Annotated in this window: 14 protein-coding genes; all 14 read right to left on the minus strand. The window is 35.6% G+C overall.

From position 1 onward, the window contains the following. Window positions 1–9: 9 nt before the first annotated feature. Window positions 10–1,089: a CHAP domain-containing protein gene (locus tag gpAD87_RS14385; RefSeq protein WP_231952573.1), complete on the minus strand. Its 1,080-nt coding sequence runs from the start codon at window positions 1,087–1,089 to the stop codon at window positions 10–12. Between the two features lie 85 nt (window positions 1,090–1,174). Continuing rightward, window positions 1,175–1,720 (minus strand): GNAT family N-acetyltransferase, encoded by a 546-nt coding sequence (locus gpAD87_RS14390; protein ID WP_064638977.1) that lies wholly within the window; start codon window positions 1,718–1,720, stop codon window positions 1,175–1,177. Window positions 1,721–1,773: 53 nt separating this feature from the next. Continuing rightward, entirely contained in the window at window positions 1,774–2,175 is a 402-nt protein-coding gene (locus tag gpAD87_RS14395; RefSeq protein WP_064638978.1) for a GNAT family N-acetyltransferase, read from the minus strand. Between the two features lie 89 nt (window positions 2,176–2,264). Beyond that, window positions 2,265–2,750, minus strand: coding sequence for an AAA family ATPase (locus gpAD87_RS14400; protein ID WP_064638979.1), 486 nt, complete (start codon window positions 2,748–2,750; stop codon window positions 2,265–2,267). A 274-nt stretch (window positions 2,751–3,024) separates the two neighbouring features. Then, window positions 3,025–3,774 (minus strand): class I SAM-dependent methyltransferase, encoded by a 750-nt coding sequence (locus gpAD87_RS14405; RefSeq protein ID WP_082935135.1) that lies wholly within the window; start codon window positions 3,772–3,774, stop codon window positions 3,025–3,027. Window positions 3,775–3,985: 211 nt separating this feature from the next. Further along, complete coding sequence (locus tag gpAD87_RS14410; protein WP_064638981.1) at window positions 3,986–4,867, minus strand: GNAT family N-acetyltransferase; 882 nt, start codon at window positions 4,865–4,867, stop codon at window positions 3,986–3,988. A gap of 302 nt (window positions 4,868–5,169) precedes the next feature. Further along, window positions 5,170–5,655, minus strand: a complete 486-nt coding sequence (locus tag gpAD87_RS14415) for a hypothetical protein (RefSeq protein WP_064638982.1) — start codon at window positions 5,653–5,655, stop codon at window positions 5,170–5,172. A 314-nt stretch (window positions 5,656–5,969) separates the two neighbouring features. Beyond that, on the minus strand, window positions 5,970–6,611 hold the full coding sequence (locus gpAD87_RS14420) for a hypothetical protein (protein WP_064638983.1): 642 nt from the start codon (window positions 6,609–6,611) through the stop codon (window positions 5,970–5,972). Window positions 6,612–6,895: 284 nt separating this feature from the next. Next, entirely contained in the window at window positions 6,896–7,498 is a 603-nt protein-coding gene (locus gpAD87_RS14425) for a zinc dependent phospholipase C family protein (RefSeq protein ID WP_064638984.1), read from the minus strand. Window positions 7,499–7,577: 79 nt separating this feature from the next. Continuing rightward, on the minus strand, window positions 7,578–8,093 hold the full coding sequence (locus tag gpAD87_RS14430) for a phosphotransferase-like protein (RefSeq protein ID WP_064638985.1): 516 nt from the start codon (window positions 8,091–8,093) through the stop codon (window positions 7,578–7,580). A 336-nt stretch (window positions 8,094–8,429) separates the two neighbouring features. Continuing rightward, window positions 8,430–9,539, minus strand: a complete 1,110-nt coding sequence (locus tag gpAD87_RS14440) for a DUF3626 domain-containing protein (RefSeq protein WP_231952575.1) — start codon at window positions 9,537–9,539, stop codon at window positions 8,430–8,432. Between the two features lie 285 nt (window positions 9,540–9,824). Next, a complete protein-coding gene (locus tag gpAD87_RS14445) occupies window positions 9,825–10,214 on the minus strand; it encodes a hypothetical protein (RefSeq protein ID WP_064638988.1) in 390 nt (129 codons plus the stop codon). Window positions 10,215–10,446: 232 nt separating this feature from the next. Further along, window positions 10,447–11,013, minus strand: coding sequence for a histidine phosphatase family protein (locus gpAD87_RS14450; RefSeq protein ID WP_064638989.1), 567 nt, complete (start codon window positions 11,011–11,013; stop codon window positions 10,447–10,449). Between the two features lie 182 nt (window positions 11,014–11,195). Next, window positions 11,196–11,747: a 2'-5' RNA ligase family protein gene (locus tag gpAD87_RS14455; RefSeq protein WP_064638990.1), complete on the minus strand. Its 552-nt coding sequence runs from the start codon at window positions 11,745–11,747 to the stop codon at window positions 11,196–11,198. Between the last annotated feature and the right edge of the window lie 74 nt (window positions 11,748–11,821).

Raw genomic sequence — 11,821 nt, forward strand, 5'->3', positions numbered from 1 at the left:
TACTCAATTTCAAACAATCGGTATATATTCCCCGTCAAAATGAAATTGATAGCTGTCGTCTATACGTATATATCCGTAAATACAATGTTCTCTTTCCCTGTAAAAAACGCTGGAGAAGTTTTTATTGTCTTTGTTACCTTCTGCAACCAATAATCGGTTTCCCTCACATGCCAAAACAATTCCAATATGATCATGCGAATTATCGGATAGAAGCTTTTCAAAAATGACAATATCACCACGCTTTGGTTTAAAACCATGATATCCATCTTGATATAAAAAATTTGTTTCAGGTAGCTTAGCCCAATCCAACCACGCGCCAACTCCAGCTAATCGATAACTGTGATTCGGGTATCTAATAGGGAGTATGATGCCAGCCTGCATGCAGCAATGATAGACGAATGCGGCACACCAATTTGCTTCCAGTACTTTATAGATATCCGAGTCCGGCCAGTACTTGCATATTTCCCGATAGTCTTCATCCTCCGGAATTCCCATAATCCTTTGAACTGCAAGCGCTTCCGCAATTTCAGCCAACTTAAGACGTCTATCTTCAGTTCCTTTGATTATCGTTCCTCTGTTAATCTTGTGCTTTGCCTGTACGTGTTCTATTGGAATCCCTAATTCAACAAGACCTTTTTGTAATCTATTTATCTCAATATCAGAAAAAAACTCCTCCGGATTCTGAACGTACATCTGTATAAGTATGGCATCTTTAATAATTTCTTCATATGGTCCATGGACCTGATGTTTATCGTTTTGATAAAAGATCGATCGAAGAATGACAGATAGCTCTTCGTCGGTAAAGATTTGGGTGCTACGCAAAATCGGTCTTACCGAATCTGCACTGTTAGGACCAGGGAAGTATTTTATGCCGGTTTTATAGAAATAAAAATCATGGAGCAACCCTGCGATCGCAGCAATTTCCGAATTTTGTTCTCTTCGTATGGCAAGTAAAGAAGCGAAGCTAGAAACCCCGAAAAGTTTAACCAATGCTTCCTTTTTCTTGGAGGTATTCTCTATAGTATGTAGCGTTTCAAGAACAAGAGTACGAACAAGTTCTACCCGTTTAAGCTTTTTCTCAGAAATCAAACTTCCGCCTCCTGTCACTATATTAGATTTAGATAGCTACTATCTAAGGCCGGCTCAGATGATGTTATGTTTTTTATAAAAAGTACTATTCCGTTATCCATTCATTGGCTTTCAATCCATAGATTATTCTATCTAGAAACCTTCCATTGATATACTCGTAATCTCTTAGTTCACCTTCACGTTTAAACCCTAATTTCTCAGGAATTGCACGGCTCTTTAAATTGTTTGTAGCTACTCCTATTTCAATTTTATTTAATTTCAGTTCGTCAAAAGCATGATTTAATAGTACTTTAATAGATTTAGTAATTAATCCCTTACCCTCATATTCTTTACCTAGCCAATATCCGATTTCAGTTTTTTTGTTCTCTTGATCTAGATATAAGTAACCAATAGAACCCACAAGTTTCCCCATACTCCATATTCCTAACCAGTATCCTTCTTCCTTGGCATATCTTATACGTGTTCTTTCTATAAAGGTTTTTGAATCATCCGCTTCTACAGTAATACTAGGAAACTTCAGCCACTCACCTATATGATCCCTATTACTGTTAATCAAATTATATAATTGTTCTGCATCTTTAATTTCCAATAGCGATAAATAAGAAGAATCATCAATTTCGTATTTAAACATTGTCGCATTCTCCCTTATTCCTAAGTAAGTACCCATCTTCTTTGAATATTTTTTTAAATTCCTTGATTCTTATAATGCATTACAATTTGCTTTGTCCGTTTAAAACCTGACAATTCGTAAAAACCACCCAAATCCTCTGTACAAAACAAACTAATAACGTCAATATCTTTTAACTCATCTAAAAGTCTTTTGACCATTAGTTCTCCTATTCCTTTATTTCTGTACATACTTAATACAACAACATCTTCTACATAAGCCCGATATATTCCGTCTGAAATAGACCTACAGAAACCAACTAATATATCATCTTTCCAAGCTCCTACTGCAACACCACTAACAAGTAGCTGTAATATTCCATTCTCATCTCGGTTAGGCCACCAACCAGCATCTTGATAAAGACCCATTAGTTCAGATGGTAGAATCGGTCTCTCAGTATGTAATTTTAACGTTACCATGAGCAACCCCCATAGATAATTTTTTTGGATCTATCATATAATATTCCTGTATTCATGGGCTCCGACATAGTCGGATAAGTTCAAATTACTTACCAGTTCTTAATGACCCAATTTTGAATTTGTTTTGCTACTTCTTCTGGCGGAAGACTTGTTGTATCAATTGTTGGCATTGAGGGATTAAAAGCTTGATCAGCATTCTGTATTAACCATCCGGCAAATTTTCTATGATCTTCAATCGCACTTTCTTCCCACCCTCTTGCCTTCAATCGTGTTTCACGTGTCAAATCATCACAATGCAAGTTTATATAAAAGATCTTATCAAACTTATCTTTATGATCTGCTGATTCGATGTTTTCAGGAACCATCGTTCCACATAGAACCGTACCACGACCACTTAAAGAAATACTATAAGCAATTCTCAACCAATTAGCTTTGGCAATTTGCCAGTCAACATTATTAATGATATCCATATCAAACACATCAAAGCTGGGAAGTAGATTGCGAATCAGAGAACAAATAGTCGTTTTGCCTGTTCCACTTGCACCGGTCACTATAAATAAAGGTAACTTCTTCATTGAATATCCGCCTTTACGATTTGAGATGGTTTACAATTATTACTATATAATATTCCTGTACTCTTTAACCAAATGGTTTGTCTGATGAAATGCCTCTTCGAAATTCATCCCACAGACTAAGTTCCAAAGAAGCCGCTGCTTAAATGTTATGTTATACAGCCCTCATCCTTTATCGCCCGTAATCTTACCTTCGTATCTTGCCAAAATTAATCCATGCAATCTATTTTCCTCATGAAAACTCAGAACTGAATTATTTATTCATTTGTATTCGTTTTCAAAGTTTTCTTGCTTTGATAACGAAGGTTACAGGAAACATCTTCGCTCTTTTTACGAGATCATTATTTTCATCATGCAATTGGATTATTTCCTGATCGGTTTCTTCAATCATTTCTTCAATAACAAACCCTGCTTTCGCTAACGCATTTATATAGGTTGATAGTTTACGATCAGACAAAGTTAGCTCGCCTTGACAAAAATCAGGAGATACCGAATACCAAGATTCATCAAAATAAGACTTGTTAAAAGCCAATCTATTATTCTCTTCAACAACACATTTGTGAATTGGATGAGACCAACTAAAAATAAATATGCCATCTTTTTTTAAATATGAAGCGATCCGACAAAAGGTACCTTCAAGGTCTGTTGTCCAGCCTATGGCGTAAATCGAATAAACAAAATCAAAATAATCCATAGGGATGTTAGATTCTTCTTCCATAGGAGAACAGATCAATTTTGCTGAAAGACCACACGTTGTCAGATGTTGCTTCGCCTTTTCAATTTGCTTTTCTGATATATCCATCCCCCATAGTTCAGCTGCTTTACGCTCTCCCTGATATTGCAAAGATTGACCATCTCCACAGCCGATCTCTAACATCTTTTTTCCTGAGACATCGCCAAAAAGTTGGCATTTTTCCTCTGTTACAAATGCTCCATAAAAAGGAAGCACGATTGCTCTTAAAAAGTCATTTCCTTTTGTATCCCAATAGGAGCTGTTTGTTTCATAAACACTATGTTTATTCACCATGATAACCCCCTCAATATAATTTTGTTCGCAGCTCCATTCGTTTACTTAATGCCTCTTCGTAATCGATCTTGCAGCCCCCTGAACTTTTCCGATTAGTTCTGTTATTTCAATTGGGAGGCCCTGAATATTCATGCATTCATCCTTTCTTACAATCCTTTCCCTTTTAGATAGCCTTCACTACATTCACGAACCCGAAAGGCTTAAGAAAGTATCAAATGTTATGCCAATAGAAAGTAAAATGAGAATGCTGTTGAAAGCCTATTGACTTATAAAAAGAACTATCCGAAATAACATATGCTTTTTCCGCACCCAGGGAGCGGCCTCTTTTCAAGGCTTCTAAAACTACTGCTTTTCCCAGCCCCTTCTGCCGATACTCTGGAATTGTACATACAGGTTCAACATAAACATAATCCGTTTTTTGACTGTACCATAAGCCACAATAAGCAACGTATTCCCCAACTTCATTTTCAGCAACAATATGTAGGAATGAATTCATATTTCTTGCTGACAACATTCTTTTTTTCTTATCAATGGTGATTTCATCATCAGGCACAGGACCTTCATGATTAAAGCCTTTCCATAATAATTTCCGATACTTAAACAAATCATTATTAACATCCATATTCTTTAAAATTACGCCTTCAGGATTTACATAATCAAGGCTAACATTCTGTAGTGTAAGTTCAAGTATGTTTTCAGTCAGATCATTCTCCACAAACTTCTTACTGCGTAATAAATCTAGAGTGTGAGTATCTTTGTCATTCACCGCAATCCCAAGGCCATTTTCATTACTGAAAGTAGCAGTGGTATATTCTAATATATCTTTTTCCAATTCTTCAAACCCTGGTTTAGTAGCAAAAAATGCTTCACCAAAATAGTGGTCATAGGTTGCTATCCCTACTAACTCGTCATTACAATACCACAAGCCAATCTTATCCATTAAGTCTCTATTGAATTCAGGATGATAAAACATCCACGCCCACCTTGCCCAGTTCCAATTTATATGGCTACGGTCATCTTTTGATAATTCAATCAAAAAATCACAAACTTGTTCATAATAAGAATCATCGAAATTTCTAAAAACAATCTCCATTTCAATCCCCCATAAAATATAAATTTTCCAGTGCAGAATAAAACACTAATGCGCCTTATACACTTTACATAAACTATATTTCTTGCTCTCCAAGTTCGGTGGTAAAGATCAATTCGTAACAGAAGGGGGCTACTCCGTTTACTAAGTAAATGCTGACTATTTCATTTAACATTCCCGTATTCACGCTAACTGGTAAATGGACTCCAGTTGTAGCGCTTAATTCTCCTTCCGATTTCTCCTGCAAGACCTTGGGCAAGTGCGCCAATGTGTAAATATCTTGGTAGTAGAGCCCTCTCCCTGAGTTACTCAAGCTTCTTGTAAATTTCTTTACCGTTATTATCGAAAATTACTAAGTTTTCTACTTCATTAATTTGAGTATTAGGAATCAGATAACCCTTCTTTTCCGTAATCCCTCTTGAATAGGACTTACCATCAGTATAAGTAATAAAAATACGATCAGCTCCAGAACTTAACATCTTGTTATTAATTATGACTGCTATATATGGATTTCCGTTTCCTACAGTCACAGGATCTGAATAATTTATTCCCCACGATAGTTTTTGGTCATATACCTTCCCATGTTGATCTGTATAAAGGGTAATCAATGAATTTTCGAGTAAAATGATTGCTGAGTCCTTAATCCATATACTATCTTGTAAATCTAAACGATGACTATTTACATAATCAGTGATTTGTTCATTGGTTGGGGCGTTATATATTAGCTCGTTCTTGTTACACCCCATTAATAAGGTTGAAATGAATAATATAAACACTATACATTTTTTCATTTTTCGCTCCTTGTATATATATCCGGCATTTCACATAAAGCTCCTGTATTAACGATGTTCGACGAAGTCGAATGTTTTACTGAGCCAGCTTCCCTCAAATTCATTCCGCAGACCAAGGTTCCGTAAGGAGCCGCTGCGTAAACATATTGTTATCTGATTTCGGCTCATATCCTTGACTAAAGACAGGACGTCAGGAGCCGCATGATTTTTATAATTCACTATGACCAAACTATCATGTCCCGTTATTTAAACAGGCTACCTTATATCGGTAGCCTGACCCGTATTACATATAAAATTAACAAAGGATGCTCATATCATAATTCAAAATGCTCACAAACTAATCTGAATTGTTCTTCTATACCCAAGTCAGGTGTTCTTTCAAGTGTTTTGATATTGTTATTAACGCAGGCATTTCTAATTTCATTGGAGAATTTCACCATTGTTTTGTTGCCATGTTTAATCGTTTCCGCTGGATCTGATGTAAGGTTAATAACATCCAAAATCATCTTATGGTCTTCTCTAAAGTAATATAGCTTTTCTATTTCATCATCAGATGTATAAAGACACATCATTTTTTCTTTAGGAATAAAGGGTAAAATGTGTTCAGGCATTATTCCTAAATCGATAATGATTGGTTTATCCGTTGGCATCTTTAATAAATCAATAACGAAAAATTCCATCATTTCTACAACAATTTCACAAAGCCATGGAAAAGACACATCAGTAGGCCTATTAAACCACTCTTCCCAGTTTAAACCAGGATGGGGATATTGAAGAGCAGGATATTCAGTCGGATTAGTGAATGGTCTATACTTCAAGACATTATCGCTCAATGTTTGAAATCCTAACTCTGCAACAAATTTCTTTGTCATCGTTGTCTTTCCCGCGCAACAACCACCATTTAACCAATACACATGCTTTAATTGTTCTTTTAAATAATTGTTATTTATTCTCATTTTATTCCTCCTCAATTTTTAATATTGAGGGTGATTACGGATTCTTATCGGTTTTTTATACACACAACAAAACCACATAATATAATCCTCCTTTTCTTATTTATACCTAAATAGTATTCGGCGAATTATAGTTTACTCCTTCATTTACCATTAATCTGTCCGTTAGATTAATTATTAAATTTATAACTTCGATTCACATGACATTACGGTGTACTTTCTCTCATGTCTTTAGGCCGAGCAGCTACCATGCGACTTCATAGAATAACTTACAAATTGTACTTTATCTATATATACTTCATATTCAATAATCCCATATCGACTGATGTCTCTAAGTATCCAATGATCTGCTCAAAAGTAAAAACATTAAGGGCTTCTATCAAAATTTCTTTGTCATAATTCAAATCGTCAAATATATATGGCACAAACTTTTCGACATCTGTAGATTTAACTTCCTCTAAATCCGGTATTGTTGGAATATGATTGAGTCTGCTTCTTAATTCCTTTTCATATCCATAATGTTCAAGCAACTTCCCATTCAATAATCTAAAGTCGTTATGATACTGTTTATATAATTCCTCATTAGCTTCCATTCTGTTCCTTAACCAAGGTAAATTAAAACCTTTCAACCATATATCATCTGTAATTAAATGTGTGAAATAACCTAGAACATAAAGGTCTTCTGCCTGTGATCGATACTTATGTAAAAATCCTTTATAGTCTACGTTCCTTGAATAATCCTGAATTTCACCAGCAAAAAAATGTGATGAATCTTTTATTGTAACAGCATCCGGTGCAATATTCCCAAGTAAAAACGGCGTCTTATCTACAATAGATAAGGAATCTGCAATTCTATTTGCCACAATCAGATGCATTATTCTTGAACCCATACTTCTTCCTCCCCTTAATGAAAGTTTGAAGTCTGTTTACCTGATTCTGATTCCTTGAACTGATTTTTCAATCATTAAATTATTTTTTGAATACTGATTTGATAATCATTTCCGCACATTCTTCCGGCGTATTCAAACTCGTATCGACTGAAAAGCTATAACGGATGTGTTGCGACATTATTTTATTTTGCTCATCGGATTGATCTTCTGTTCTGTCACCACGTTCTATATTTCGCTTACGACAAAGATCTAATGGGCAGTACACCTCAACGATATCCAAAGGATATCCATCAAATATATCTTGGACTTTATCATAATGCGGCTTTAATTCCGGTCTTTCAACAAGTATCCCATCGATTAAAACATTCTTTCCATGATCCGAAAATAATTTTGCTGTATGATACATTATCATGATCGCTTCACTTAAATACTTCCAGTAGTCTGTTTGCAAATGTTTATCACCAATCGTATTTTCAAAAAGATCATTGGCTACAACATAAAAAAAGGGGTCAGCGTAATTTTGCATCGCTTCTACGATGGAAGTTTTACCTGAACTGGTTACGCCATTCAAAAATATAATTTTCCCTTTATCCATTTTCTTATCTTCCTTTGCATCGGTTATGTTTGAGTGACTACGACTTCTTCGAAATGCTAAATATCTAAAACTGTACTCTTTTAATTTTCATTTTTTTTATGAACTGTTCAATTAAGTTGAATTTATAAGAAACTCTTGAGGTTTTTATTATCGCTGATGCTATTACTGAAAATGGAATGCCTCCAATACCATATAAAAGCATGAACATTATTATCCCCAATAAAAATGTACTTCCGAACTCATCAGGAAAGAATATCGTTGCGCACATAAAAGACATAATAATCGTTGATAATACAGCACTTGTTAGTTTTATTAATAATGATTTCTTTATTAGAATCATCCTTTATACAGCTTATCAATCGATTTACCATATCGAACGAGTATATGCCACATGTATTTTAATTCCTGAAGCACTTCTTCGTAATTACCTCTGTCAGACCAGAGATCAGGATTGTACTTCAAATCGTTGACAGCATTCCCGATCACACTTGCGTCAATATTACCGTTGCTTGCAATTTGCTTCGCTAATGATGGCATGGTTGGACCCCTAAAATCAGAGGGCACTTCCTCTGCACGCATCGCAAAACCCATATGCCAAAATAGTTCAATGGAATATTTGATGCAGATTTGCTCTAAATAATTCCCTATTTCCGTTCCTTTGAACGATGGGTCAGCTACTAAAATTTCCACATCATCTTCAAGATATATATCTCCATGAATTTGAGTTTCGATAAAATGGTTAAGATTCCGATGTGGGGCCAGTTTTGACGGATCCTCTAACGGACGTTCCAGATTGTACAATAGCTGATCTATCAATTTTTTAGGAGTAAGATCTTTTTCTCCAATAGCATAATCCCGAAAGAAAGCATCCGTAAAAAGCGCAGATAAAATATCGTCTAATTCCTCATACGTCCCCTTTTCCTTTGGAGCATCTTGAGAGCCACCGTAAGTGAACGTACAGCGATATGAAGCATTCGGTTTTAAAAGAAAATAACAAGAGCCGAATCGTGGAGACGGTCCATCCGGATGTAACAACAAATGAAGAGCACCATACTTTGGCCGTTCAAAGTTGGTTGCACCTTCTAACTGATATGCTCCGCTAAATAGTTTTTCCTCCCAAAGATCTCTTGCACCACCTACGTATGCAGATACGCTCCCATTGGATATGAAAGTCTCGAACTGACTTTTATAGATTCCCTGCTGTAATAAAGATTGAGCTACACTTTTCATATCTAAAACCGGACGATCCGGATGAAAATGCAAAGCCACCCTTGCATGGGATTTAATCTTATGAACTGCTTCTTCAAAGGTGTTCCAAGGAATATTCGAAAAATGAAAAATTTCTTTGAGTGATGCTTGAGCTTCTCTTTTTTGGGATCTTGCGTCATTACTTATATATTCAATCGCTGCGTTCTGAGATCTTGTAAGTTGTCTGTTGTTCGACACAAGAAACACCATCCTTTTCTAAAATTGAGACCTCTACCTACTTTTAAAAACAAGGCTATTAGGAGCATCATCATTTCCTGCAGTAACGCATAATTTCATAGCCTTTATGTAAGCGTTCGCAGTTTTTTTAAGTCGCAATGTTTAAGTGGCTTTAGGCACTTAGTGACAGGTGGCCTTGCCAATTAGCAGGTTGAAAGTGTCCGGTGAATCTGCTCTTCCGGACCACGAACCCTGCTGCCCATTAGATGATGTCACTCATTTCTTCGAGTTACATTCAGAGTAATTTTATTCTTGTTTCCATTTATGTATTTCGAGTAGTTTTCCGGTTTCATAAAAATACTTTATGGCTTCAAGCATGGGAATTAATTCTATACAAATGTTATCACAATAATTTCCTAACTGACCACCAACAACCAGGGGAATTTCACAGTTACCCTGTTTATCGTTCATAAGAGTATATATAGTATCATCAATTGTAATAGACACAATGAAATATTCAGGTCCGCCCCCAACTAATGCTGAATCGGTGTCTGATACCTCAAAAAATACTAATGTAAATTTATCTCCATCGAGTTTTCTTAAAAAACTTAAAGTGTCCGTCCATGTAGGATTCACAACGATTTCTTCCTTAAATGTGGCCCCATTCCATGCATCAATACTAATAGATTTTATCATTTTTTCTTTTCATCCTTCTTAGATGTTTAATTATTTGGATGTTTTCATATAACGTTTCTGTATTCACGACGCCGAGAAGCTTAAGAACCAAAAAATCCGGCTGCGCTTGCTCAGTTTGCCTCTCAGTGTTGTCTTCCTGCTCATACTTCACCGAATTGCTTCCAGCAACTTCAAGGCAGCGTGAATACTCTGACATGTAATGTCACAGTTTTCTTTATATACCTCAGGAATTCTAATCATTCCACATTCTTGTTACTTTCTTTAATTCTAAGTCCTCGAATTGCATTTTATAAATATCTGGTTTCTTTAATTGATTCAAAAACTCCAAACCAAAAGCTGAATCAAAATGATTCATCATCAAAGTCATCACAAGACCATGAGTCCCGATTGCTATTTTCTTCCCTCTGTTCTCTTTTAGTAAGGGTTTTAGAACTGAGATTGCTCTTTTCTGACAATCAGCATTGGACTCTCCACCCGGCAAGGTATAATCAAAATCATTAAAACTCTCTCTGATACTAGACATTAACTCTGCATTTTCAATATTATAAGATGCAAAATGTCGTTCTCTAAGATCTTCAAATGCTTTAATATCTAACTTTAAGTGCTTGGCCAATCCTTCAACACTCAGAATTGCTCGAGTATAAGGACTTGATATAATCATGTCTATTCCTTCACCTATAAGTAACTTCGTTACTTTTTCAATATCGATCTTTCCTTTTGGGGTAAGCCCTCTTGTTCTTTCATTTCCTTCGTTGTATGGTGATTCTCCATGCCTAACCATATAGATAATTGTCTTCATACAAGCCTCCTTTAGATGCTTTCATTAAACATCACACTATGATTTCATATAAAGTTGATATATTCGCGACGTCCAATCCCTTGTTTTTTTACTACCCAGCGTATGCTCCGATTCCTATCGGATCCAGGGCGAATACCCGCAGCGTGAATATTATGTTATACGAAGTAACTGACCTCTTTGAATTAACTTTCAAAAGATTGTTCAAATATGATTATATTCCTGTTCCCTTCTTCTGACAGCTCAATCTTCACTAAACTCATTCTTTCTATGATCCCATCCATAGGTTCAAATTCCTTTACTACATCATGAATTCCCTTAGCTATCGCTTCTCTACTTAATTGTGTTCCCAGGGTACAATGTGGATTCCATTGATCTGGGCTATAATATATACTCGCTTGATTATTATATTTGTCTAACTTTTTATAAAAATCCTTATGTACACGTTGAAGTTCGTCCGTCATGGTTGGGGCTAAAAATATCGTTCCCGAGGTTGGAAAGGTAGCTACGATATCAAATCGTAAACGAAGAGGAGAAACACTATCAAAATAGATTTCAAGTTGTTCTTTAAATCCTTTCAAATCGGATATATCCGTATATACGGCAAGCGTTATATGGGGACTTAAGTTCTCAAATCTATTCATAAAATAACTGATTCCCTTTTTGTCAAAGTGCATCCATACTTTTCTGACGTACTCATCGAATTCTTTGTTGAAGAATAATTCTACAGCAAACAAACGAACCACATCCTTTCTTTTGTATTCTTATTCATTGGAAAATCGTATGACTAATCTTACATTTTTGCTTGGTT

The organism is Paenibacillus sp. AD87 (assembly GCF_001659845.1).
In the GTDB taxonomy this organism is placed as follows: Bacteria; Bacillota; Bacilli; order Paenibacillales; family Paenibacillaceae; genus Paenibacillus; species Paenibacillus marchantiae.

Coding starts and splice junctions, on each gene's coding strand:
- gpAD87_RS14425 (WP_064638984.1), bottom strand. CDS start 7,498: ATGGGTTCAAGAATAATGCATCTGATTGTGGCAAATAGAATTGCAGAT.
- gpAD87_RS14395 (WP_064638978.1), bottom strand. CDS start 2,175: ATGGTAACGTTAAAATTACATACTGAGAGACCGATTCTACCATCTGAA.
- gpAD87_RS14450 (WP_064638989.1), bottom strand. CDS start 11,013: ATGAAGACAATTATCTATATGGTTAGGCATGGAGAATCACCATACAAC.
- gpAD87_RS14415 (WP_064638982.1), bottom strand. CDS start 5,655: ATGAAAAAATGTATAGTGTTTATATTATTCATTTCAACCTTATTAATG.
- gpAD87_RS14445 (WP_064638988.1), bottom strand. CDS start 10,214: ATGATAAAATCTATTAGTATTGATGCATGGAATGGGGCCACATTTAAG.
- gpAD87_RS14405 (WP_082935135.1), bottom strand. CDS start 3,774: ATGGTGAATAAACATAGTGTTTATGAAACAAACAGCTCCTATTGGGAT.
- gpAD87_RS14400 (WP_064638979.1), bottom strand. CDS start 2,750: ATGAAGAAGTTACCTTTATTTATAGTGACCGGTGCAAGTGGAACAGGC.
- gpAD87_RS14420 (WP_064638983.1), bottom strand. CDS start 6,611: ATGAGAATAAATAACAATTATTTAAAAGAACAATTAAAGCATGTGTAT.
- gpAD87_RS14410 (WP_064638981.1), bottom strand. CDS start 4,867: ATGGAGATTGTTTTTAGAAATTTCGATGATTCTTATTATGAACAAGTT.
- gpAD87_RS14430 (WP_064638985.1), bottom strand. CDS start 8,093: ATGGATAAAGGGAAAATTATATTTTTGAATGGCGTAACCAGTTCAGGT.
- gpAD87_RS14390 (WP_064638977.1), bottom strand. CDS start 1,720: ATGTTTAAATACGAAATTGATGATTCTTCTTATTTATCGCTATTGGAA.